Genomic DNA, 23,450 nt, shown 5'->3' with positions numbered 1-23,450 from the left:
TATTTCTGGTAGCCCGGCGCGTCCTCGTCACGGCATGTATTGGCCCCCATTGACCTCGATGGTTTGGCCCGTGATGTATCCGCTCATCCGGTCGGAGGCCAGAAACAGGTAGGCTCCGACACATTCCTCCGGGCTGCCGAGGCGGGCCATGGGGATCGTCCGGCGCATGCCTTCGAGCATCTCCGGGGTCGAGAACCTCTCGTGAAACGGCGTCGTGATGACCCCGGGCGCCACTGCGTTGACACGGATGCGATCGGCCGCGAACTCCTTGGCCATGTTCCGGGTCAGGTTCGATACGAAAGCCTTCGCGCTCGCGTAGAGGAGCGCGCCGGGGCCGCCTCCGTTGCGGGCCGCGATGGAACTGGTGTTGATGATGGCCCCACCGCCCGCCTCCTTGAGATAGGGAATGGCGGCCTGGGAGGCCATGATGACGGAGCGCACGTTCAGGTCGAGCACCTGGTCGTAGAGGGCATCGTCAATCTCCATGGCGGGCACGCGCCGCACGAGCGCACCGGCATTGTTCACGAGGATGTCCAGGCCGCCGAGGCGGGACGCGGCCTCTCGCACCAGCCCGGCGGCGCCGGCGGTCGACCCGACATCGCCGGCCAGCGCCAGCGCGCGCCCTCCGGCCTGTTCGATTCCCTCGACGACGGCCTTCGCCTCCTTTGCGCTGCTGTTGTAATGCACCGCCACAAGCGCGCCGGCCTCGGCAAAGCCCGCCGCCACGGCGGCGCCGATCCCAGTGCTCGATCCCGTGACCAATACTCTCTTGTTCGTCAGATCCGATAGCATGGACGTCCCCTCGCGTTCCTAAGCTCGAAGCTTGCACGTATTGTCATAGCGTCCGTTACAGGATCGGGACAGCGGCCAAGCTTCGATCGAGCAGTCCGCGCCTTGCGCAATTTTCGAACATGATACCGAGTGGATTATGCTGTCCATTACTTTACGTTACGTGTCTGGTGTCACTTGATTTCAACACACGCTATCCGTCGCAGGATGTACTCCATGTTCCCGCTTGCCCGATCCGTCCCGAACTGACAGCTTGGCTTAAAGACAAAAAGCCAGCTAAGCGAGCGGAACATGACAAGGGGCAGAAAAGGGCGTTCGCGCGCCCGAAGAGGCATTGCGCCCGTTTGGGCTCTGGTGTTGACGGGCATCCTGGCGCCGGGCGCTACCCTTGCCAATCCGGCACCGGTCCAGACCGGCTTCGCTTCCCTCCCGGCCTCCCTGCCCGCCTCTACCCACCCCGTCCGCGCCGGCGGCTCGGCCGTTCCGACCCAGGCCTGGCTGGCCTTCTGCCAAAGGCTTCCGGGGGAATGCGCCCTCGACGAGACCGAACCCACCGTCATCACCCTCGATTCCGAGACCTGGGCCGAGATCGTGGCCGTGAATGCCCGCGTCAACAGGGATATCCTGCCGGTCACCGATCAGGACCATTGGGGCGAACTCGACCGCTGGGATTATCCGGACGACGGCATGGGCGATTGCGAGGACATCCAGCTTCTCAAGCGCCGACAGCTCGTCGAGTCCGGCCTGCCGCGCCGCGCCCTGCGCATGACGGTGGTGATCGATGAGGAAGGGGCCGGACACGCGGTCATGATGGTTCGCACCGACCGGGGCGACTTCATCCTCGACAACAAGCGCGACGCCGTCCTGCCGTGGAGCCAGACCGGTTACACCTATGTGAAGCGCGAGGGCGCAGAGGGGAAAGCCTGGGTGTCCCTGACCGATCGCGCCGGCCCGATGCTCACCGCGAACAAGTAGGCGGGGCGGCTCAGGAGACGGCGGCGGGCTTGCGCTCGGCCAACTTTTCGCCGGCCTGGCGCCAGTGGATCTCGCGTTCGAGCTTCTCCCGGACCGCGTCGAGTTCCTGCCGCGCTGTCCGAGCCTCGGACACCGCCAGGCGCGCGTCCCGCTTCGCCCGGCGCACGGAGAACGCCAGGATTACGGCCAGGAGCCCCGAGAGGCCCGCGATCGCGACCATGCCCCACGCGTAGACAGGACCGGCTTCGATCCGGAGCGCGAACAGCGCCAGGAGGCCCGTCAGAAGCGCGATCGCGGCGGCCGTCGGGCTGCGGCACAGAAGGGCGGCCGCGGGCATGGCGGCAAAGGCGAGCAGAAAAGCGGGAGGCAGGAGGCGCGCGCTCTCGATCGCCAGAGCGCCCAAGCCCCGTACGTCGCTCCAGAAGCCCGTCACGTCGATCATCAGCCTGCCTCCCGGTGCTGTCGCCAGCCCTATCATGCCTCAAAAATGTTGCCTTTGATAAGCGCTTGCCAGCTACCCCGAAGGGATCAACGATAACCATCCGTTAACCATGGGGGCGCATTCTTGCCAGGCCAGCGAACCCGCGTCCCGCCGGTCATTCGCTCGATGCTCAGGAGGTGACGGCCCATGTTGCACAAGACCTTCGCGGAGACGATTGACGAGCGCCTCAAGGCCATCGGCCTGCTGGCCGACTGCATCGCCCTCCAGCCCGAGCAGAGCGACCTTCACGACCTACGGGTTTTGCTCCTGGACGTCATGGGCCTCCTGAAACGCGACCCCGGCATCGAGTCGGCGGCGGACGACCTTTACGCCGCCGCCATGGCCCTCGTGCGGGACAAGGCCGTCGGGGCCCAGCCGATCGCCCGCAAGCAGCGCCTGCTCAAGGATGCCCGCAGCCGGTTCTTCGGCAGGCTCAACGGCGCGGCCGAGCGCATCGGCCCGCAGGACCTGAGGCTCAAGGGCTTCGCCGCCTTCCAGGCGGCCCACCTATCGCGGAAACCCGCCTCCGAGGCACGCAGCCAAGCCGCCTGAGGCCGGTTTCGCCGTCAGGTCTTCTGGGTTTCCGGCGCCAGGTGCCGGAAGGCCGTCACCACATTCTCGTAGACCGGCCGCTTGAAGGGAATGATGAGATCGGGCAGCCGGTGCATCTCCTCCCAGCGCCATTCGTCGAATTCAGGCTTGTGGTGGCCGCCGCCGGGCTTGAGAATGTTGATTTCGCTCTCGTCGCCCTCGAACCGGAACGCGAACCACCGCTGCTTCTGGCCCCGGTACCGCCCGCGCCAGGCCCGGCCCGCCACCATGGCGGGCAAATCGTAGGTGTACCAGTCGGGCGCCTCCGCCAGGAGAGCGGCGGAGCGGACGCTGGTCTCCTCGTACATCTCCCGGATCGCCGCATCGTAGGGGTTCTCGCCGGGATCGATTCCACCCTGGGGCATCTGCCAGGCATAGCCGTCGGCCACATGCTCGGGCCCGCCCTCGGATTTCCGGCGTCCGATGAACACGAGACCGTCCCGATTGAGGATCATGACGCCGACACAGGAGCGATAGGGCAGGTCCGCCATGTTCCGCAATCCTCTGGCGCTCTTCATCGGCCTCGTCCCTCCCCTGCGCTTCGATACCGGCCCGCTGTTCGACCGGCGCGGCTGTCCCCTCTTTTGAACGACGACGATCCGCGACGGTTCGGGTGACGCAACGAGAGTGCCGTCTCGGACCCTTCGAAGCAAGGCCTGGCGTCGGCCGCGACCGAAGAATTGCACCCTGGCCGATGAGGGATGTCGGAGAGGAAACGAAAACAGCCTGCCGGGCAAACCGGCAGGCTGTGGATGGCGGGAATGGCGCGGCGATCAGTTCGGCGCGGTGGCCGTGTTGGTCGTCGTGGTGTTGGCCGCGCCCTTGCGCTCGCCGCGCAGGAACTCGTAGGCCGCGATGAGCTGCTTGTCCTTGGTCGGATCCGGCGGAACGTAGGCGGACGATCCGCCGCGCTCTTCCTTCTCGCCGCCGTTCTGCAGGTGACCCCGCAGGCCGGCCTCGCCCTTCGTCTCGTCCTTGCCCTTCAGGTCATCGGGAATATCCTGAAGAACCTCCATGTCGGGCGTGATGCCCTTGGCCTGGATCGAGGTGCCGGACGGGGTGTAGTAGCGCGCCGTGGTCAGGCGCACCGCGCCGTTGCCCGCGAGCGGGATGATGGTCTGCACGGAGCCCTTGCCGAAGGAGCGCGTACCCATGACGGTGGCGCGCTTGTGGTCCTGCAGGGCTCCGGCCACGATCTCCGAGGCCGAGGCCGAGCCCCCGTTGACGAGAACCACCAGGGGCTTGCCCTTGGTCAGGTCGCCCGTCTTGGCGCTGAAGCGCTGGGTATCCTCGGGGTTGCGGCTGCGTGTCGAGACGATCTCGCCGCGGTCGAGGAACGCGTCCGACACCATGATGGCCTGGTCCAGCAATCCACCCGGATTGTTGCGCAGGTCGATCACGAAACCCTTGACCTTGTCGGCGCCGATATCGGCCGTCACCTTCTCGATGCCGGCGCGCAGGCCCTCATAGGTCTGCTCGTTGAACTGGGTCACGCGCAGGACGCCGATGTCGCCTTCGACGCGAGCCCGGACGGGGCGAACCTTGATGGTCTCGCGGGTGAGCTTGACCTCGATCGGGTCCTTGGCCTCCTTGCGCTGGATCTTCAGGATGACGGAGGAGTTGACCGGGCCGCGCATCTTGTCGACGGCCTGGTTCAGGGACAGGCCCTGCACGTTCTCGCCGTCGATCTGGGTGATGACGTCGTTGGCCAGCACGCCGGCCCGCGAGGCCGGAGTCTCGTCGATGGGCGTGACGACCTTCACGAGGCCGTCTTCCATGGTGACCTCGATGCCCAGGCCACCGAACTCGCCACGGGTCTGGACCTGCATGTCACGGAAGCTCTTGGCGTCCATGTAGCTCGAATGCGGATCGAGGGACGTCAGCATGCCGTTGATGGCCGACTCGACGAGTTTGGATTCTTCAGGCTTCTCGACGTAATCCGTGCGGATCTTCTCGAAGACGTCGCCGAAGAGGCTCAGTTGGCGATAGGTGTCGGCGGAGGCCGCGATGGCGCTCGTGCTCGACAGCAGGCTCGTCTGCGTCGCCACGGTTGCGCTGCCCGCTCCGAGGGCGGCACCGACAAGAAGAAGGGACAGTTTGCGCATTACCCGCGAACCTTTTCGCTTTGCGATTTCGCCCACCATGGGCCCGGATCGATCGACGTACCATCTTTCCTGAACTCTACATAGAGAACAGGTTCGTTTGTTGCGAGGGCTCCTGCGGCCGGGGACACGAGGGAAGATTGTCCCATGGTCGCGATAGGCTCTCCTGCGAGGACGAATTGACCGACCTCGACGTTGATTTGATCCATGCCGGCCAGAAGGAGATAATATCCTCCCCCCGCATTGATGATCAAGAGTCGTCCATAGGACCGGAAGGGTCCCGCAAAGGCAACCCATCCGTCCGATGGAGATACGACAGCCGCTCTTGGGCGCGTGGTGATCGAAATGCCGCGCGTCGTTCCGCCATAGGTGTCGGCGGCTCCGAAATCGCGGGCCACATCCCCGCTGACCGGCCTCGGCAGAAGGCCTCGAGCCTCGGCGAAGGGAATTTTGGGAGCCAAGCGGGCGGGATCGCGGAAGGCGGCTTGCGCGAAGCGCTCGCGGGTGGCCTGGGCCTGGGCCTCGGCGGCCTTGCGCGCCTCCTCGGCGGCCCGCTGCGCGCCCGTGATCTCGCGCTCCATGCGGTCAATCAATTCTTTGAGAGACCCCGCCTGCCGGGCCAGTCCTTCGGCCTTTTCGCGCTCGGAGCCCATATTCTGCTCGACGGCCGCCATCCGGGTCTGTCGGGCGTTCATGAGGGCGTTCAGGCGCTCCTGTTCCTTGGACAAGGCCGCGAGTTCGCCCCCGAGGGTGTTTCGGTCGGCCACGATGGCGTCCTTGAGCCGCACCAGCTCGGCGAGGTCGGTCGCCAGGGTTTCGGCTTCGGCCCGGAGCTCGGGCAGCACCGCCCCCAGGAGGATCGAGGTTCGAACGGCCTCCAGCATGTCTTCGGGCCGCACGAGCACGGCGGGAGGCGGACGGCGTCCCATGCGCTGCAGGGCCGCGAAAACCTCCACGATCACGCCCCGGCGGCTGTCGAGGGAGCGGCGGATCGCCGCCTCGCTGGCCGTGAGGGTCTGAAGCCGCTGTTCCAGGCCGCGGGTCCGATCCTCGGTGCCGCGGATGCGGTCGGCGGTTTCGATGAGGGCCGTGTTGAGCTTGGCGCGGTCGGTGCGGATCTCGGCGATTTCGGCCTCCAGCCTGCGCCTGGCCTCCGCGCTTGCCGCCATCGCCTCCTCGAGCTTGCGCAGATCGCCCTCGCGCCGCGCCTTCTGTTCGGCGGTTTCCGTCGTCGAGGCCCCCACGGCAGGCGCGGGCGTTTGGGCCCACGCCGCATGCGGGGCGGGCAGGACCAGGGCGGTCAGGGGAAGAAGGATCAGGGAGCTTGCGCGGATCATCCGTTAGGAATCGTCGTGTCCGGCGCGATGATAAGGGTGACCGGACAGGATTGTCAGCGCCCTATACAGCTGTTCGGTGACCAAAGCGCGCACGATCTGGTGCGGCATCGTGAGCGCCCCGAAGGAGACCACGAGATCCGCCCGCTGGCGAACCCTGGGATCGAGTCCATCGGGCCCACCGATGATGCAGGCGATGTCGCCCCGCCCGTCGTCGCGCCACTGTCTGATCCGAGCCGCGAAAGCCTCGCTTGTGGGGCTCTTGCCGCGCTCGTCGAAAACGATCAGCACGGCCTGGCCAGCCTTCTCCAGGAGGATATCGGCCTCCTCCTGGCGGCGGTCGTCGTCTCGTCTGGCGCGGCTCTCGGGCATTTCGACCATGTCGAACCCGGCCAAGCCAAGGCCTCGGCCCATGGCCTCGATGCGCTGCCTGTAGCGCTCGACGAGCTCCCGTTCCGGACCGCTTTTCAGACGGCCTACGGCCAGCAAGCTCAAGCGCAAGACCAGACGTCCGACTTAGACGGGACGGTCTTGCGGTCGGTCGGAGCCCCACATCTTCTCGAGGTTGTAGAAACCGCGAACCTCGGGGCGGAAGATGTGCACGAGCACGTCACCGGCGTCGATTAGCACCCAGTCGCAAGCCGGCAGCCCTTCGACCCGCGCATTCCCGAACCCTTTGTCCTTCAGGTCCTTGATGACACGGTCGGCGATGGCGCCCACATGGCGTTGGGAACGGCCCGACGTGATGATCATGGTATCTGCAAGCGAGGTTTTGCCGACGAGGTCGATTTCGACCGTGTTCTCGGCCTTCATATCCTCGATGGAGGCTACGATAGCAGCCCGAATGTCCTCATCTTGCGGAGTCTCCGCTCCGGAGAGAGGGGGAAGCGGATTCAGATCCGCTTCTAGCGAAGATAGTCGATTCAGGTTCAGACCCTTTCAAGCGACGCTACACTTTGTGCGCCGTCCTCTTAAGATAATGTCGGACGGCACACGATTTCAACGTCTCATCGGAGGAGAAGTTCGTCGCAGGTGGCGAATGGCGGTGGATGACAGGAAGGACCGCGGGCCGTGCAGGAACACCCAGGCAGGGGGAGCGAGGCCTGCCAAAGACCGGGCCTCGCTCTCAGGAATTCTGTCCTGCGCAAGGTTGATGGCCGCACGGGAATGGACCGCCCTCAGGGTCCAGCCGGGGCGGTCGACCACGGCCATCGGCATCATCCGGGCGATGCTTCGCCAGCCGCGCCAGCGGTTGAACCCCGCAAGGTTGTCGGCGCCCATGATCCAGACGAACCTCACGCCCGGGCAGCGCCGCTTGAGGTAGGCCAGGGTATCCACCGTGTAGCGGGCCCCGATCTCCTCCTCGAAGGCGGTCACGTCGATGGCCGGATGCCGGGCGATCTGCCGGGCCTCCTCGACCCGTGCCGCCGTCGGGGCCAGTTCGCCCGTATCCTTCAGCGGGTTGCCCGGCGTGACGATCCACCAGACCCGGTCGAGGCCGAGGCGCCGGAGGGCCATGAGGCTTACGTGCCGGTGGCCCGCATGGGCCGGGTTGAACGAGCCCCCGTAGAGGCCGATCCTCATTCCAGAGGCGAAGCGGGGCAGGCACACGAGGCCGGACGGCCCCAGGCGAAACCGCGAGGATACCAGGCTCACGGGCGGGTCTGGCCCGTTCCGCGCACCCTGTACTTGAACGAGGTCAGTTGCTCGACGCCCACGGGCCCCCGCGCATGCATCCGGCCTGTCGCGATGCCGATTTCGGCCCCGAAGCCGAACTGGCCGCCATCGGCGAACTGGGTCGAAGCGTTATGGAGCACGATGGCGGAATCGACCTCTGCCATGAAGCGCTCAGCCGCCGCCTGGTCTGCCGTCACGATGGCGTCCGTATGGTGGGATCCGTAGGCCTCGATATGGGCGATGGCGGCCCCCAGGCCGTCCACGACCTTCGCCGAGATGACGGCGTCGAGATATTCGGTGCGCCAATCCTCCTCGGCGGCGGCGGATGCCCGGGGGTCGACCGCCTGCACCGCGGCGTCGCCACGCACGGCGCAGCCCGCGTCGAGCAGCATCGCCACCAGGGGTTCCAGGTGCGTGTCGGCGCAGGCGCGGTCGACCAGCAGAGTCTCGGCGGAACCGCAGATGCCCGTGCGGCGCATCTTGGCGTTCAGCACGATGGCTTTCGCCATGGCGAGGTCGGCTTTCTCGTGAACGAAGACGTGGCAGAGCCCCTCAAGATGGGCGAAGACCGGCACCCGCGCCTCCTCTTGGACCCGCGCCACAAGGCTCTTGCCGCCCCTAGGCACGATCACGTCGATGTTTCCGTCGAGGCCCGACAGCATGGCGCCCACCGCCGCCCGGTCGCGGGTGGGCACGAGCCGGATCGCGTCGGCGGGAAGCCCTGCCTCCTCAAGCCCCGCCCCGATGGCGTCGGCGATGGCCGCCGCAGTGCGGAAACTGTCCGAACCGGTGCGCAGGATGGCGGCATTGCCGGCCTTCAGGCACAGCGCCCCGGCATCTGCCGTCACGTTCGGGCGACTCTCGAAAATGACGCCCACGACCCCGAGCGGGGTCGCCACGCGCTCGATCACAAGGCCGTTGGGACGTTCGAAGGTCGCCAGCACCCGGCCGATCGGGTCGGTAAGCCCGGCGATGCTGTCCACGGCAGCCGCGATGTCCTCGAGGCGCTCGTCGTCCAGGGCAAGGCGGTCGAGATAGGAGGAAGCCTGACCCTTGGCCCGCGCCTCGGCCACATCCTCGTCATTGGACGCCAGGATGGTATCCCGCCGGGCTCGAATCTGAGCCGCCATGGCGCGCAGGGCCGCATTCTTCTGATCCGTTGACGCCAAAGCGACCTGACGGGCAGCCTTGCGGGCATCACGGCCGATCCGGCCCATCAGGGTCTCGACGTCGGATCCTTCGACCAGTTTCAAGGCTTCCATGCTCTTCCCCTCAAGAGGCCGCTTTCAGGCCAGCCCGCGAAACTTCAAGGTTCAGGGCCATATCGTCTCGGTGGATCATCTCGGCGCGGCCCGAATAGCCCAGGATGGCCTCGATCTCGCGGCTGGGCCGGCCAATGATCCGCGTCGCCTCATGGGCGTCGTAGGCCACGAGGCCCCGGCCCAGCACGCCGCTCTCGCCCCGGATCGTCACCGCGTCGCCTCGCGCGAAGCTGCCCTCGATCCGGCGCACCCCCACCGGCAGGAGGCTCGCGCCTCCCAGGAGAGCGCGGGCCGCGCCCTCGTCCACGTGCAGGATGCCGCGCGGCTCGAGCGCCCCGGCGATCCAGGTCTTGCGGGCCGTGGCGGGGTTCGAGGGCGTCAGGAACCACGTGCAGCGCCCGCCTTCGGCCACGCGCCGGAGGGGATTCTTGGTGCGACCGTCCGCGATGACCATGTGAGTGCCGCCGGCGGTCGCGATCTTGCCGGCCTCGACCTTGGTGCGCATCCCGCCCCGGGACAGTTCGGAGGCCGCTCCGCCCGCCATGGCCTCGATGGCCGGCGTGATGCGCTCCACCACAGGAATGTGCTCGGCCTTCGGGTCCGAGGCCGGAGGGGCCGTATAGAGCCCGTCGATATCGGAGAACAGCACCAGCAGGTCGGCCCCGATCATGGTGGCGACGCGGGCGGCCAGGCGGTCGTTGTCGCCATAGCGAATCTCGCTGGTGGCCACCGTGTCGTTCTCGTTGATCACGGGCACCGCCCGCAGTTCCAGGAGCTTGAGGGTGGTGGCGCGCGCGTTGAGATAGCGCCGCCGCTCTTCCGTGTCGGCCAGGGTGACCAGGATCTGGCCCGCCGTGATGCTGTGATGGGCCAGGACCTCGGCCCAGATGCGCGCGAGCGCGATCTGCCCGACGGCCGCCGCCGCCTGGCTCTCCTCCAGGCGCAGGGTGCCCGGAGGAAGGCCCAGCACCGTGCGCCCCATGGCGATGGCGCCGGACGAGACCACCAGGACATCGGCCCCTTGGGCATGAAGATCGGCGATGTCCTCCGCGAGCGCCGCCAGCCAGGCATGATTCAAACGGCCCCGGGCCCGGTCTACCAGGAGCGAGGAGCCGACCTTCAGAACGACGCGGCGGAACTGGCGCAGATCGGGCGTCATGGATGCCATTCTTCCTGGGGGGCGGCGGTTTCGGCCTCCTCGGCCTTGGCCTCGTCGATCACCGAGAGAAGCGCCCGCAAGGCCTCCTGCACGCCCTGGCCCGAAGCCGACGAGAGCACCAGAGGGGTGCGCTTGGTGGCGCGCTTCAGGCGCGCCACCTGCTCTTTGAGCGTCTCCTCGTCCAGCGCATCCGCCTTGGACAGGGCCACGATCTCCGGCTTGTCCGCGAGGCCGTGACCGTAAGCCTCGATTTCCGTGCGGACAGTCTTGTAGGCCTTCCCCGCATGCTCGCTGGTGCCCTCCACCAGGTGCAGCAGCACCCGGCAGCGCTCCACGTGGCTCAAGAAGCGGTCGCCGAGGCCCACCCCCTCGGACGCGCCCTCGATCAGGCCCGGAATGTCCGCCAACACGAATTCGCGGTTGTAGGCGCGCACCACGCCGAGGCCCGGATGGAGCGTCGTGAACGGGTAATCGGCGATCTTGGGCTTGGCGGCCGTGACGGTGGCCAGGAACGTCGACTTGCCGGCATTGGGCAGTCCCACGAGGCCCGCATCGGCGATGAGCTTGAGGCGCAGAATGATCCAGCGTTCCTGGCCCTCAAGTCCCGGATTGGCCCGGCGCGGCGCCCGGTTGGTCGAGGTGGTGAAATAGGCATTGCCGAAGCCGCCGTTGCCGCCCCGCGCCAGCAGGATCTTCTGGCCCACATGGGTCATGTCCGCGATGACCGTCTCGCCGTCCTCGTCCAGGATTTCCGTGCCGGCCGGCACTTTCAGCACGATGTCGTCGCCCTTGGCGCCGGCACGGTTCGAGCCCATGCCGTGGACGCCCTTCTTGGCCTTGAAATGCTGCTGGTAGCGATAATCGATCAGCGTGTTCAGCCCTTCCACGCATTCGGCCCAAACATCGCCGCCGCGCCCGCCGTCGCCGCCGTCCGGCCCGCCGAACTCGATGAACTTTTCACGGCGGAACGAGACGCAGCCCGCGCCTCCGTCGCCCGAGCGGATATAGATCTTGGCTTGGTCGAGAAATTTCATAACCCGCTTCCTTTACGGGACAAGGTTCGCGGGAGCAACGCAGACCATAGGGAAAGCGCTCCCGGTTTCCGGGAGCGCCGGTTTGTGAGGCGAAGCCTGGAGCCGCTTCCATTGGCGTGAAATCAGCTCTCTTACTTGTCCTGTCGCATTTTCCGGCGTTGGACCGGGGGCCTTTCGCCGAAAAATGCTCTAGCTCGCCAGTTCGAGCACGGGCTCGGCCTCATAGGCCGGTTCCCGCACGAGGCCGGTATGGCCCCAGGACTTCAGGCTCTCCCAGGCCCGCCGGTCGAGCCGGAACTCGTCCGCCGGATAGAAGCCGCCCCGGGCCGGGAATTCCACCAGGCCCGTGCCCTGATAAGCGAAGCCGCACTTCTCCAGCACCCGCCGGGACGTGGGATTGATCACCCGCGTGGAAGCCCGCAGCTCCATCTCGTCGCCATAGGCGAAGAAGGCGTCGATCAGGGCCCTGACGGCCTCGGTCGCGTAGCCCTGCCCCCAGGATGGAGTCCCCAGCCAATAGCCGAGGGTCGGCTGGCCCTTCTCGGAGCCTGGGGTGATCCCCACCATGCCGATGAGGGCGTTGGGCCTGCCCTTCGGCGTGATGGCGAGCTGGAGCCCCTGCCCGTCCGCGTTGGACTGGCGCGCCGCGAAGATAAATCGCTCCGCATCCTGCGGCGTGTAGGGATGGGGAATGTGGGCCGTCATGTCGGCTACCGATTTCTCACCGGCGAGGCGCACGATGGCTTGGGCATCCGCAAGGCGCGTCCAGCGCAGCCACAGGCGGCGGGTTTCCAGGCGGAAAACATCGTCACGGGTGAGGTCGGGAAACATGGATTTGCTCCGATCCAGTTGGGCCTTTCGTTTCAAAAGCGGCCCGGAAAACGCGAAGGGGAGGTGGTATCCCACCTCCCCTGCTGGTTCTGGATCTGGAGCTTGGCCGTTTTCGGGCCTGTTGGGAGCTCTGATCCGCCGGGTCGGTGTGATACCGGCGGGAGCTCCTTCGCTTTAGCTCTCGCCGTTTACTCTGCGGCCTCTTGGGCCGGGACGACCGATACGAAGGCTCGGCCTTGTTTCGTCAGAAATCGTACGCGTCCGTCCGTCGTGGCGAAGAGGGTGTGGTCCTTGCCCATGCCGACATTGGCGCCGGCATGCCATTTGGTGCCGCGCTGACGAATGATGATGTTGCCAGCCACGACCTGCTGGTCGCCGAACTTCTTCACGCCGAGGCGACGGCCATCGGAGTCGCGGCCGTTGCGGGACGAGCCGCCTGCTTTTTTATGAGCCATGGGTGTACTCCCGTGTTCCTAGCTTGAGCCGGTCGCTTATTCAGCGGTAGCGGCCGGAGCGACGTCAGCCGTCTCCTGGGTGGTCTTCTTGGCCGCAGCCTTCTTGGGCTTCTCGCTCTGGCCCGGCAGTCCGGTGATGCGGACGACGGTGTAATCCTGGCGATGCCCGCGCTTGCGGCGCGAATTCTGGCGGCGGCGCTTCTTGAAGGCGATAACCTTCTCGCCGCGGGTGTGCTCGACCACGGTGCCCGTCACGGTCGCGCCCTCGACGAGGGGAGCGCCGAACTGGGTGTTGCCGTCGTTCGAGACGACGAGAACCTGGTCGAACGTAACGGTGTCGCCCGGCTCGCCTGCGAGCGTGGCAACGGTGATGACGTCTTCGGCGGCGACGCGATATTGCTTGCCGCCGGTCTTGATCACTGCGAACATCTTCAACCTCGTGTTCAAACCCAACTCTTTCCGGGCAAAATCCCGTCAGGCTGGCTTTTTGGCAGTTTCCGGCTTCGGTACGCGGGGCCGGGAAATTTTCCTAACCCCGCAATGAAAACGCGCAGGCGGAAAGGCCTACGCGTAGCGAATGCGTCATACGGGACAGGTCCCTCCCCTGTCAACCAAAAACCTGTTTTTGCCGCTTGTGCGCCCCCAAAACGCATGATATCCACCCGGCCTCAACCAGCGGGGCCATGGCCCTTCGCGACCCGGAGAGGTGGCAGAGTGGTTGAATGCACCGCACTCGAAATGCGGCATACGGGCAACCGTATCGGGAGTTCGAATCTCCCCCTCTCCGCCATTCCACACTGAACAGCTTGTTTTGTAAGGCTTTTTAAGCCGTGATTGGCTTTGCGCGCTGCCTTTGCTACGAAGGAGTGCTACGAAGCTATGAGGACAATGGTGGGGCTCGTCACGCGGGGTAAAATCTATTGGTATCGTCGCACGATCCCGAAGCCGCTGCGGGAGATAGCGCGGCAAATGCTGTCGACAGACGATCCGTCCCTCTTTGATTTTAAGGCCGCAGTCTCGTTGAGAGGCAGCAAGGCTAGCACCGAGTTCTGGATAAGCCTATCGACAGCGGATTACGGTAAAGCCAAGGAAATGGTCCGCAGCCTTGATGCTGAGGCAGACCGTATCTTCTCAAGAGCAAGACAGCGCCTCGCCCTCCATAAGGCCCCGCTGACGATTGCTATTGATGATCGGGCGCTTGAGCGGCTCGCTACGGACTTCAAATACCGTAAACTCGCGGCAGATGAAGCGAAACGGCGTGGCACCTCTCCGATGTCGCGGGGCGAGTGGCAGATTCTGGCAGCACAGTTACGGGAGGAAGAGGCTGCGCTGCGAGACGCTAACGCACGCGGCGACAACCTCTACGTGCATTTCGACAATGATGCAATCCAGGCTTTGGCTGATGCTGGTGTCCAACTCGACGACCATTTCTCCTCGCTTGCGAATAGGATCTACCGCTCACTAACCGAAGCTTGGCTAGAGGCACTTGAGATCGTAAGGGCGCGCCATGAGGGCGCAAGCGTGAGGACCCCGGAACGTCCCCTTCCCCCTTCAGCTTTCCCACAGCATCAAAAAGTCCAGGTGACTGTCGCCAGCCTGATCGAAGGATGGAAGCTTGAAAAGCAACCGACCGAGAAGACCAGCTACACATTCCAACGTCGACTCATGAAGTTTGAGGAATTCTTGAAATCTCGAGGCTTATCCGTGGCAACGGCGACCCTCGACGATGCAGCAGACTGGAAGGCGGAACTGCTTCAATCCGGAAAGTCCATGAAAACAGTCGCTGACTTTATAGCCGCGAGCAAAGCCGTCTATGGGTGGGCAATGGAGAACCGCCGGGTGGCTGCAAACCCCTTCGCATTAGTAAAGACGCCTGCGCAAAAGAAAGGCAGGTCGGACAAGCGAAGGGGCTTCTCGGACGATGAAACCAAGGCTCTCTTGCTCGACGCAAGAGGTCGAGATGGCTACAGGAGATGGATCCCTTGGCTTGCAGCCTTTACCGGCGCGCGCCTCGACGAACTTTGTCAGCTTCGAGCGTCGGACGTTCGCCAGGCTGACGAATGTCATTATATCGATATCAACGATGACCATCCTGACAAGCATCTCAAGAACCAAGGCTCGCGTCGTCGAGTACCGCTTCATCCGGTGTTGCTTCAGGAAGGCTTTCTCCAATTTGTCGCAAGCTGCGGGAGCAAAGATGCTCATTTGTTCGGAGAAATTACACCTGATAGATTCGGTCGACGTGGAGGCAATGCGACGAAGGTCCTTAGCCGCTGGGTTCGACGGGATCTAGAAATCACGGATCCTCGCATCGCGCCAAACCACAGCCTTCGTCATCGCTTCAAAGATATTTGCAGGAACTCTGGCATCAGCAAGGAAGTTAGCGATGCTTTGACTGGTCATAGCAGCAGTGATGTAGGATCGAGTTATGGTGAAGGCTTCTCGATATCATTTCTGGCCAAAGAGATATGCAAGATTTCAGCCGAAAATGGCGTTCCACCCGCCACGCTGCGATCTAAAGGACATTGATATAAATAGCTTTCTAAAGAGCGTCCATTCTGCTCCGAAAAGCCATTAAGTGAAACTATGCTTCGCTTACAATCAACCACAAGGAAGAGGCAGATCAAGACGTGCATTGCTGATGAAAGATCAACTATTTCTAACCATCAGTTCTTAGCAAACGTAACCGCTACATCTTCGATGGCTCCATTATCGAGCATGAGAAGCCTCTCGATCTCGGGGCGGCGCTCCTCCCCACTGCTCAAATACAAAGTGAGGTTCGGGTCTTCATACAAGCTCACGTCACATTCCCACGCTCCGTCCTGCAGCTGCACACCGGTCTACTTTCTTCCAGACTGGCGGATTCGAAACACTTGCTGAAGGCCAACGACCTGTGATGACCTCAGGGCGAATTCGGCTGTTGGGCCGGACTACCCCCTTGAACATGCGCAGGCAATGGTTCTCGTCTTGAAAGACTTCGACCATGTCCAACGCGGACGTGATCCTCGCCCGCACCTTACGTAGAGAAGAGACAGATCCCAGTTGATGTGCTGATCCGGCCACCGATCTTGGCCCTTGTTCTGTTCCTGGGTGCGAGAGACGACGAAATGATTCTGGCACCAGGGCCGGCTATTTCATTTCTTCATGGCTCGACCCTCGCCCGGCCGCCGTAGCCGCTCCGCCGAGAAGTCCGGGTGCGTTCCCTCCAGCCATGACGTCAGCAGTCGGGGATCTGCATGTCGCGCCGCCTTGATCGCCGGCGGTACTTTTCTCGTCTCCACAATTTCAAGCCGAACGAAACAGTCCTCGATTCTCTCTACCCGGCAGAACCATTGTCCCGTCCAGCGGCGCCTGGGACCACGCACATCCACGAAGGTCTCATTGAGGCATATGATGTCGCCAACTGCAGCAGGCCGGCCTGGCCTGATTGCTCTGATCCGTCCCTGACTCCGATGCTCCTTGAGCTCGGCCCAAGCCCTCGCATAAGACCAGCCCGAAATCCTGATGACTTCGACAATGTCCGCACGATCAAACGCAGCAAGAAGCCGCTTCCGATCATCACGGAGAGCAGTCCCCAGCAGCTCTCGAAGATCCTCCTCTGTCGAGAGGATGAGTTCGTCATCCGCAATCACAGCAGGATGCATGAAGAGCTCTGACGGAAGGTGCTGGCGCTTGAGTGCACGAAACGGCTGGCCGAGGTAAATGTGAGCCGCTTGCTCGGCAAAGCTCAAGATCTGAAAGCGACCGGCAGCCTGGGCCCTTGCTCTTGAGGTGGGGTCCTCTGACGATCGATTCATGTCAGATGCGTTGTTTGCCAGTCTAGCAATACGCATGAAGGCTCTCCTACTAAGTTGAGGGATGGGAGCCACATTGTCGTTCATGGTATTCTTCGGGCCTATGCCCAACAATTTGCTTCTTCACCCGTTCAATTTCAAGGCGCGCAGCTCATTCATCGAAAGATGAGAGATCACGAGCAAATTCGCGCCTCATCGTATTGACGCGGATAGATTTTCCGATTCTACTCACCTTAACTCGTGCCCCTCGCCGCCGAAAGGCATTGGCCGGACGCCCAGCCAGTCGAGGTCCCCTCGCAACCTGCGAGCCTGCCGAGATCCCCCTCACCTGTCGGCACCGCCGCGCACGCAGAGCCGCGATTGCTTCACGAGCATGACCTTCGCACCTGCTCCCTGTGCAGTGATCGCAAGCAGTTAATCACACACCTCTTGGAGAACTGAAGCATGTCCCGCTACTTGAAGCGGAAACTAGAAGCTGAAGCAGCCATTGCATCAGCTCAGGCGGCCCTCGAAACTGCAAAGCGGATCGCAGGTGAGCAACTCGAAAAGGCTCGCGCCGACCGACGAGTAGAGATTGCCGTCCTCGTCGAGAAAGCCGGCGGCTTGGAACTCGATGACGACCTCATCCAGGCCGCAGTGGCCCTTGCCGCTAGTGCAAGCGAGAGTGACAGGGATCGTCTGGTAGAAAACTTCGTAGCGAACTCTCCCTCTCGCGCCCGTTCAACACGATCCTCTCCAGCGGGTTCGAACAAGAAGGCCCGTCGGCCGAGCAACATCGACGCTGATTTGTGCAAAGCATCGGGTGATTTGGCGTACGATGAGGAGAGCTCGGACGAAGTCGACAGCACCGCTAGCAGCATCACGACTGACGATCAGGGATCGTGATGTCGGGCCATCTAGCCGTACTTTATGGCAACTGAGTTTAATGCATCCGATGCTCCTCTTGGAGAAACGCAAAGCAATCGCGCAATGGAGTCGAAAGCCGTGATCAGTAAGTCGTTCCAATCCGTCAGTTTCTACATATCAACGCCGCTCAATCCGATTCGCCGCGACAACTTCGTCCATTTGGCGTTCGCCGCGCTGGTTGCAATGGCGCTCCTCGTGGCGGCCTTGCTTGTTCAAGCGGGTGACGCATTCGTGTGGCTGACAATTGCATTGCTCGCGACCCTTCTTGCGACGCACTTACGTATAGCTGATGGCTTCTGGCAATTGATGCTCGGATTCTGCGGCCTGCTTGCTGCGACCCACGGGATCGCACTAGCCTTTGTGTACCAGCCGAATGGAGTTCCGGCGATCCTCGCCGGTGCTGTTCTCGCGGCTTATGCTCTTCGCATTTCCCTATCCGGTCTTCGCGTTGCCAAGAAAAGAGATGCGGAGGCGCGATTGATGGATCGACGCAACGAGAACGAGTTAAGGAATGGGTGGCTGACCCGGGAGGAGCTCGCTAGGCGACGTTATGACAACCACGTGTTCTGGCGGAACTACTGCAGCTGATATGGGGTGCCGAAAAGCTCGACGCCGCATAAGAGAATCTCGATCTTCTTTACTGATGTGCGCAAATCTACGGCAAATGCGAGACGCAGGCTTATAGCCCGCGCCTCGTATATGCTTTATGCCGCTGCGCGGCGCCGGTTGGAAGTCGTTAGCTTGCGTTCGTCGTTAGGATGCCAGCCAGGCAACCTGCAGCTCGGTTCGGGATCGTGACCGGTGATGACCTCTGTCAAGTAGTCAAGCCTAGCCGCAATCTTAGCGATCGCCCAACTTGCCACATCCGCTGAGAACCACCATTGATCGTCCTCGGACATTTGCATTGCCGAGGCGATGATCGTCCGTGGCCTCCCATCCCAGGCATTCTTGTCGGACATCATTGTGCCAATTGAATAAGCCTTCCAGTCCCACATCGTGACATGCAGGACGGAGTTGACACCAATACGCTCTGCGACATCGGCCACGAGCATGACGTCGTATTTATAGACCAAGCCAACTGGATCGTGCTCGTCCATCGGCCTCGCGATTGATCCCTCGATGGCCTCATTGAGGAGGTCCTCGGCGGTGTCGAAGCGGATGCTCGTGATATCGAACGGCCCTCGCCGCCTGGCCGTCTCCTGGATTTCGTCGAAGACAGTCTGCGCGTGAGCCACCAAACTGCGGAATGACAGCCCAAGGCGAGCCTTGGCCTCGTCTTCACCGTAGGTCCACCAGCCGCCATCGCCGTCGGGCCCGAAGTGGAAGTGCATCCGCGGTTCAATTGTCCGCGCCGAGCGGAGCTGTTTTGCCAGTTGCTGCGAATTGGCAGCGGTAAAAGTGAAGTCGGTTGTCATCGCGTCTCCGTCTGTCGATTGCGGCCATCTTAACGTAGCAAAGAATTCTCGCTCACTTTGTTTGGGATGTACACCATAATCCGGGTACACTATGGAAACCATCAAACAACACTCAAATAATCCTCATTTAATGGTTCACCATATGGTCATTGCATTATGTTCAGACGGCGACGACAACATCTTCGTTGCAAAGAACCAACACTGTGTTGTTTGCGCAACTCGATTCGGTGTCCTGGAGTTGCTTGTAAAAGCGATTCGCTAGCGCTTTGGACATGGTCTGCCCCTCAACAGACGACCTCGGCCCTATAGCTGGCTGGTTTAGACCGAACCGTGACAACGACGTCGAGAACATCCTGGCCGGCATCGCAATCTTGAAGCGTGCGGTGCCGATGTCTGCACATTCCTCGCGCGTAAGTGACGCGTCGACGGTGCACGAGCAGGCTTGATGGGCGCAAGGCGTGCAGCTCGCCTCGCTTGAGATCGAAACGCATCTAGAAGGCAGACCTTTCCTGAAGATTCGGAAGCGGCCCGATCCGAGGATCGCGTTCGTGAGACTCGCGACGTCGGGAGAGCTCATCTGAGATCAATGGCCATGCGCTCGCGGACGCGAGCAAGAGGGAGAGAGGCTCCGCCTCGTCTCCCCGCAAAAGGCGGGTCCTCCCGGTGCTCGATTCGTCGCTCTGCTCCTGCCATCTGCGCGCCGCTCTGGTCCCGGCCCGAGGGCCGCTTTTGCCCCCACTCTCCGTCCCTCGCCGGGAGGGCAGCGGTGCGTGAGCAGGCACGCACCGCTGCCGCGATTTGGAGAGAAGAAATGGCCCGCAAAACTTCAGAAACACCCCGCGTCGACCCGTACGCGCGCGTCACGAGCCGCATCGTTGCTGATCTGGAGCAGGGCGTGCGCCCCTGGGTGAAGCCGTGGTCGGCCGGCAACGGCGGCGCGCCGGTCACACGCCCGCTGCGCGCGAATGGCTTGGCATACCAAGGCATCAATGTCCTCACTCTTTGGACCGAGGCCATGTTGCGCGGCTACACCGCGTCGACGTGGATGACGTATAAGCAAGCCGCCGACTTAGGTGGTCAGGTGCGCAAAGGCGAAACCTCGTCGACGGTGTTCAAGGCGGGGACTTTCACGAAAGAGGAGCAGAACAGCGATACCGGCGAGAAGGCCGAGCGCTCGGTCGCGTACCTTAAAGCGTACTCTGTCTTTAACGTTGAGCAGGTCGACGGCCTCCCCACTCATTTCTATGCGAAGGCAGAGACCAAGGAGGAGCGCCCGTTCGAGGTCGTTGAGGCGGCGGAAGCTTTCTTCCGCGCGACCGGCTCGACAATCCGCCACGGTGGTGACCGCGCATTCTACTCGCCGGGCCTCGACTTCATCCAGATGCCGCCGCACGCTGCATTCAAAGACGCAGTTTCGTATTACGCCACCCTTGGTCATGAGCACATTCACTGGACCGGCCACGGCGACCGATTGGGCCGGACCTTCGGCAAGCGGTTCGGCGATTCGTCATACGCGTTTGAGGAGCTTGTCGCGGAGCTCGGCGCAGCCTTCCTCTGCGCGGATCTGGCTTTGACACTCGAGCCACGCGCTGACCACGCGAGCTATATCGAAAGCTGGATTCGGGTCTTGAAGCAGGACAGCCGCGCAGTTTTCAGCGCAGCAGGCCATGCAGAGCGCGCCGTCCGGTACTTGACCGGTGCCACGTTGACGGCCGACGAGAGCAACACAGACGATCAGCGGGAGGCGGCGTAATGGCCGCCTCCCTTCCCCTCTCCGCGTTGCCAGGCATGACCGCCTGGACTGGAGGCACTCCGCCGCGCCCGCTGCTCCAGATCGGCCGCTTGGAGCGCGCGCTCCTACGCCGCGATTTCCGTCGACAGCTCATTGAGTAACGCAGCTATTGGGGTGACCTCCCCGACCACCGGTTGACCCGTCTCTTTTGGAATAGGGCGCGGCACGACGCGTACGCGACCTGCCGTAGTGCCGACCGGCTCCTGGCGCGGGCGCAGCCTGACCTCGTGCGTCGGCGTGGGCGCGAATTCCGGTCGACAGGATTCGAGGCATAGTAAGCGCCCGCGACGAAAAACTCCTTATAAAGCCTTGTGCAAACATAGCGTCGGCGCTATATTCACTTTCATGATTTGGTCAGTCGAAACGTTGGATGAAACCGTAGACGAAGAGATTGCGGCTCTGCCGGCAGCTCTTCGCGCCCGGATGATCCGGCTTATGGAGATGATCGAGAACATCGGCTTGGAGCAGATTCGCGAGCCGCACGTGAAGCATCTCGAAGGCAAGCTGTGGGAGCTGCGCGCTAAGGCGAGCGAGGGCATCGCCCGAGGATTCTACGTCACGGTGTCCGGCCGGCGGGTCGTCGTGCTGCGGGTCTTCGTCAAGAAGAGCCAGAAGACGCCAACCAGTGAGCTCGCAATTGCCCGTGACCGCATGAAGAGGGTGAAGCCATGACGAAGCTGAAGGACTTGAAGGCTAAGCACATGCGGGACCCCGAGTTCCGCAAGGGATACGAAAAGGCCGACCTCGAGTACGCGGCGGCCGAGGAGCTTATCAAGGCCCGCACCCGGGCCGGCATGACACAGCAGCAGGTCGCCGAGGCGCTCGGCACTACCCAGTCGAGCGTCGCCCGAATGGAGAGCGGCACCGTCGTGCCGTCCCTCAAGACTATCCGGCGCTTCGCCGAGGTCACTGGCTCGCGCGTGTCGCTGCATCTGGACCCGGCGGAGTAAAGTCTATGAAGGCCGTGGAATTCGACCACTACAGAACCCCTGACATCAACAAGAGCACGTATACTCCCGATGAGCTCAAAAAGATGCTCGAAGGCGGCACTTGGCACCGGATTTCAGACGCGCTCAAGGAGAAGTCCAAGAAGAAGGCCGACAGGGGAAGCAAGGCGACAAAGGAGCGCAAACGCGCGCCCAGGAGCCGCGAGCCCGTGCATGCCGGTCAGCTGAAGTTCGCCAAGCTCGATTTGGTCACGCCGCAGTGCGGCCTCTTCGCCTGCCGACCCGACGGGACCAAGGCCAACAAAGCCGACGTGCCGGAGATGGAGCCGGATCAACAGGCACAGCCCGCTAGCGATCGAGCTGCGGACGGTAGGGATATCGACAGGAGGCGCGGTCGCGAGGTCTACTACCGATTGACGAGCCAGTACAAGCTCACAGTCAACGATTTGCAGGTGCTCGCCGTCCTCTGCGCAATGGCTCAACACCTCCCCATCAACACCTATGATGCCACTGACGGAGCGGGACATCCGATGCTGCCTCCGGATGAAGCTCCTCACTGGGCCCGCGTGCAATGCGCCCTCATAGATATCCGAAAGATGCTCGGCAAGACGGACGCCAAGGCGAACACCGATGCAATCCGCGATTCGCTGTATGCTCTCAGGAGAGTAAGCATGTTTACGCAGAGAGGCAGCATCCAGAAGGATTGGCCCCTGATGCTGCTCACTGAAGATACTGCCGCGAAAACCGTAGCCGTCGACTTGATCCCGGAGATTGCCCAGCACGCACTCGTGGCAGGCGGGGCCCTCAAGCAGAACAACGACCGCAGACCTAATCAAAAGCCTGAATTCGAGCCGTTCGCCAGGCTCTCTCTCATTGAGATGAGGGAGCTCCACACCTCCGACCGAGCGATCCTTCTCGCTTGGCATTTCTCAGCGCAAGTCGGCTTTGACAGGGCGATGGAGTATAACCTCGACGAGCTGACGGAAGTCATCAACGGGAAGCCGCGGAGGAAGAAGGTCTGGGACCAAGAGAAGAAGACCTGGAAGATGGTGGACGACGGAACCGCTCATAGGCAACGGGTCCACCGCTTGAAAGACGCTCTTGGCCTCGTCGACGAGCGGACGACATGGAAGATCTACATTGGGAAGGATGACGACAAGAAGATCCTAGTCGGGAGGCCGTCCCTGGACGACACCAACGAATGGGAGAATACGAAGAACGGCCTGCAGATAAAGACGATCGACGAGCATTCACCACGGCGGAAGCGGCAGGCGCTTTTTAAAAGCGATGCCACAGAGGCCGTCTGATGGAATTTATTCCTGTAAGATTCGGGATAGGCCTAGCTGCCATTATCTGCGTCACAGAATCGGGGCTTTGCTCAAAAAACGACGAAAAATTCCATTATCTGTGTCACACATTGCCATTACATGTGTCACGTTAAAAATATTATTATCTAGTTTTTCCAATAACTTAGGCGCCACTGGCCCTTCACTATGAACGTAGCTACGAAAACTTTTCGAGTAAGGCTATGAAAGCTTCGGGGCCGTCGCGCATCCTACCTCGATCCGCCCTCACGGATCCCCTGCTTTAGCACCCTCGCGCCCCCGCGTCTTGATCTATCCTCGCCGTTCGCCCTCGCAGGCCGGCCACTTCGGGCCGGCCTGCGAGGCTCCGGCTGCGGCCGGGTCTCGTCGTCGGCCGCGGGCAGTCGCCCGCGCCTCCGCCGGCCCGGCTTGGTCTCCACTCCTGAAACTGTGGCCTGCGGCCCGCCGAGCTCCTGACGCGGGGCTGGACGAACCCCTTCGTGACGCAGGGCATGACGACTGAGGCGGGCTGCCGCCCAATCTCGCCGGCTCCTGGCGGACCGGCTCAGACGACCGTGCACCGCGCGTCGGCACGTCCGGCT

At 62.8% G+C, this 23,450-nt stretch carries 25 protein-coding genes and 1 tRNA gene; 10 read left to right on the top strand and 16 right to left on the bottom strand.

All coding sequences use genetic code 11. The features are described from left to right. Window positions 1–27: 27 nt before the first annotated feature. A complete protein-coding gene (locus ILT42_RS15705) occupies window positions 28–792 on the bottom strand; it encodes an SDR family NAD(P)-dependent oxidoreductase (RefSeq protein ID WP_204216563.1) in 765 nt (254 codons plus the stop codon). 288 nt (window positions 793–1,080) lie between these two features. On the opposite strand from ILT42_RS15705, the gene ILT42_RS15700 reads away from it, so the two are divergent. Next, window positions 1,081–1,764, top strand: coding sequence for a transglutaminase-like cysteine peptidase (locus tag ILT42_RS15700; protein ID WP_407664583.1), 684 nt, complete (start codon window positions 1,081–1,083; stop codon window positions 1,762–1,764). Between the two features lie 10 nt (window positions 1,765–1,774). Here the strand turns inward: ILT42_RS15700 and ILT42_RS15695 are convergent, their stop codons facing one another. Beyond that, on the bottom strand, window positions 1,775–2,206 hold the full coding sequence (locus tag ILT42_RS15695) for a hypothetical protein (RefSeq protein WP_204216561.1): 432 nt from the start codon (window positions 2,204–2,206) through the stop codon (window positions 1,775–1,777). Window positions 2,207–2,392: 186 nt separating this feature from the next. On the opposite strand from ILT42_RS15695, the gene ILT42_RS15690 reads away from it, so the two are divergent. Continuing rightward, window positions 2,393–2,797, top strand: a complete 405-nt coding sequence (locus ILT42_RS15690; RefSeq protein WP_204216560.1) for a hypothetical protein — start codon at window positions 2,393–2,395, stop codon at window positions 2,795–2,797. A gap of 14 nt (window positions 2,798–2,811) precedes the next feature. Here ILT42_RS15690 and ILT42_RS15685 read toward each other — a convergent pair whose 3' ends face one another. The 12 genes from ILT42_RS15685 to rplU all read right to left on the bottom strand — a co-directional run bounded on the left by ILT42_RS15685 (window position 2,812) and on the right by rplU (window position 13,119). Next, entirely contained in the window at window positions 2,812–3,327 is a 516-nt protein-coding gene (locus ILT42_RS15685) for an RNA pyrophosphohydrolase (RefSeq protein ID WP_204216559.1), read from the bottom strand. A 282-nt stretch (window positions 3,328–3,609) separates the two neighbouring features. Next, window positions 3,610–4,941 (bottom strand): S41 family peptidase, encoded by a 1,332-nt coding sequence (locus ILT42_RS15680; RefSeq protein WP_204216558.1) that lies wholly within the window; start codon window positions 4,939–4,941, stop codon window positions 3,610–3,612. Next, complete coding sequence (locus ILT42_RS15675) at window positions 4,941–6,275, bottom strand: murein hydrolase activator EnvC family protein (protein ID WP_204216557.1); 1,335 nt, start codon at window positions 6,273–6,275, stop codon at window positions 4,941–4,943. Before ILT42_RS15675 ends, ILT42_RS15680 begins: the two co-directional genes overlap by 1 nt. Before the next feature lie 3 nt (window positions 6,276–6,278). Then, window positions 6,279–6,773 carry a 23S rRNA (pseudouridine(1915)-N(3))-methyltransferase RlmH gene (rlmH, locus tag ILT42_RS15670; protein WP_204216556.1) on the bottom strand — a complete coding sequence of 165 codons (495 nt, stop codon included), beginning with the start codon at window positions 6,771–6,773 and terminating at the stop codon, window positions 6,279–6,281. A 15-nt stretch (window positions 6,774–6,788) separates the two neighbouring features. Continuing rightward, a complete protein-coding gene (gene rsfS / locus ILT42_RS15665; protein WP_324617745.1) occupies window positions 6,789–7,118 on the bottom strand; it encodes a ribosome silencing factor in 330 nt (109 codons plus the stop codon). Between the two features lie 153 nt (window positions 7,119–7,271). Further along, window positions 7,272–7,928 carry a nicotinate-nucleotide adenylyltransferase gene (locus ILT42_RS15660; protein WP_204216554.1) on the bottom strand — a complete coding sequence of 219 codons (657 nt, stop codon included), beginning with the start codon at window positions 7,926–7,928 and terminating at the stop codon, window positions 7,272–7,274. Further along, the gene (locus ILT42_RS15655) at window positions 7,925–9,211 is read right to left on the bottom strand and encodes a glutamate-5-semialdehyde dehydrogenase (RefSeq protein ID WP_204216553.1); all 1,287 of its coding nucleotides are present in this window, start codon (window positions 9,209–9,211) and stop codon (window positions 7,925–7,927) included. Before ILT42_RS15655 ends, ILT42_RS15660 begins: the two co-directional genes overlap by 4 nt. Window positions 9,212–9,221: 10 nt before the next feature. After that, the gene (proB, locus tag ILT42_RS15650; protein WP_204216552.1) at window positions 9,222–10,370 is read right to left on the bottom strand and encodes a glutamate 5-kinase; all 1,149 of its coding nucleotides are present in this window, start codon (window positions 10,368–10,370) and stop codon (window positions 9,222–9,224) included. After that, window positions 10,367–11,404 carry a GTPase ObgE gene (gene obgE, locus ILT42_RS15645; protein WP_204216551.1) on the bottom strand — a complete coding sequence of 346 codons (1,038 nt, stop codon included), beginning with the start codon at window positions 11,402–11,404 and terminating at the stop codon, window positions 10,367–10,369. Before obgE ends, proB begins: the two co-directional genes overlap by 4 nt. Before the next feature lie 189 nt (window positions 11,405–11,593). Next, window positions 11,594–12,235, bottom strand: coding sequence for a GNAT family N-acetyltransferase (locus ILT42_RS15640; protein WP_204216550.1), 642 nt, complete (start codon window positions 12,233–12,235; stop codon window positions 11,594–11,596). A gap of 188 nt (window positions 12,236–12,423) precedes the next feature. After that, window positions 12,424–12,690, bottom strand: coding sequence for a 50S ribosomal protein L27 (rpmA, locus tag ILT42_RS15635; RefSeq protein WP_204216549.1), 267 nt, complete (start codon window positions 12,688–12,690; stop codon window positions 12,424–12,426). Between the two features lie 36 nt (window positions 12,691–12,726). After that, the gene (rplU, locus tag ILT42_RS15630) at window positions 12,727–13,119 is read right to left on the bottom strand and encodes a 50S ribosomal protein L21 (RefSeq protein ID WP_204216548.1); all 393 of its coding nucleotides are present in this window, start codon (window positions 13,117–13,119) and stop codon (window positions 12,727–12,729) included. Window positions 13,120–13,390: 271 nt separating this feature from the next. On the opposite strand from rplU, the gene ILT42_RS15625 reads away from it, so the two are divergent. Together ILT42_RS15625 and ILT42_RS15620 are read left to right on the top strand one after the other, a co-directional pair. After that, window positions 13,391–13,480, top strand: a tRNA-Ser gene (locus tag ILT42_RS15625). An 89-nt stretch (window positions 13,481–13,569) separates the two neighbouring features. Then, complete coding sequence (locus tag ILT42_RS15620) at window positions 13,570–15,219, top strand: site-specific integrase (RefSeq protein WP_324617743.1); 1,650 nt, start codon at window positions 13,570–13,572, stop codon at window positions 15,217–15,219. Between the two features lie 605 nt (window positions 15,220–15,824). Here ILT42_RS15620 and ILT42_RS15615 read toward each other — a convergent pair. Then, complete coding sequence (locus ILT42_RS15615) at window positions 15,825–16,523, bottom strand: hypothetical protein (RefSeq protein ID WP_204216546.1); 699 nt, start codon at window positions 16,521–16,523, stop codon at window positions 15,825–15,827. A 405-nt stretch (window positions 16,524–16,928) separates the two neighbouring features. Here ILT42_RS15615 and ILT42_RS15610 point away from each other — a divergent pair, with 405 nt between their 5' ends. Then, window positions 16,929–17,369, top strand: a complete 441-nt coding sequence (locus tag ILT42_RS15610; protein WP_204216545.1) for a hypothetical protein — start codon at window positions 16,929–16,931, stop codon at window positions 17,367–17,369. A 99-nt stretch (window positions 17,370–17,468) separates the two neighbouring features. After that, complete coding sequence (locus tag ILT42_RS15605) at window positions 17,469–17,978, top strand: hypothetical protein (RefSeq protein ID WP_204216544.1); 510 nt, start codon at window positions 17,469–17,471, stop codon at window positions 17,976–17,978. Between the two features lie 116 nt (window positions 17,979–18,094). Here the strand turns inward: ILT42_RS15605 and ILT42_RS15600 are convergent, their stop codons facing one another. Next, window positions 18,095–18,805 carry a hypothetical protein gene (locus ILT42_RS15600; protein WP_204216543.1) on the bottom strand — a complete coding sequence of 237 codons (711 nt, stop codon included), beginning with the start codon at window positions 18,803–18,805 and terminating at the stop codon, window positions 18,095–18,097. A gap of 811 nt (window positions 18,806–19,616) precedes the next feature. Between ILT42_RS15600 and ILT42_RS15595 the strand changes: the two genes are divergently transcribed. From ILT42_RS15595 to ILT42_RS15580, 4 genes are all read left to right on the top strand, one after another. Beyond that, window positions 19,617–20,558, top strand: coding sequence for an ArdC family protein (locus tag ILT42_RS15595; RefSeq protein ID WP_204216542.1), 942 nt, complete (start codon window positions 19,617–19,619; stop codon window positions 20,556–20,558). Between the two features lie 384 nt (window positions 20,559–20,942). After that, window positions 20,943–21,269, top strand: a complete 327-nt coding sequence (locus tag ILT42_RS15590) for a type II toxin-antitoxin system RelE/ParE family toxin (protein ID WP_229428687.1) — start codon at window positions 20,943–20,945, stop codon at window positions 21,267–21,269. Then, window positions 21,266–21,547, top strand: coding sequence for a helix-turn-helix domain-containing protein (locus ILT42_RS15585; protein WP_204216540.1), 282 nt, complete (start codon window positions 21,266–21,268; stop codon window positions 21,545–21,547). Before ILT42_RS15590 ends, ILT42_RS15585 begins: the two co-directional genes overlap by 4 nt. A gap of 5 nt (window positions 21,548–21,552) precedes the next feature. Next, window positions 21,553–22,851, top strand: coding sequence for a hypothetical protein (locus ILT42_RS15580; protein ID WP_204216539.1), 1,299 nt, complete (start codon window positions 21,553–21,555; stop codon window positions 22,849–22,851). The last annotated feature ends 599 nt before the right edge of the window (window positions 22,852–23,450 follow it).

Origin of the sequence: Microvirga pudoricolor, assembly GCF_016892705.1 — a bacterium.
In the GTDB taxonomy this organism is placed as follows: domain Bacteria; phylum Pseudomonadota; class Alphaproteobacteria; order Rhizobiales; family Beijerinckiaceae; genus Microvirga; species Microvirga pudoricolor.
The sequence above is the reverse complement of the archived record's forward strand: the minus strand, read 5'-3'. Positions and strand labels throughout refer to the sequence as shown.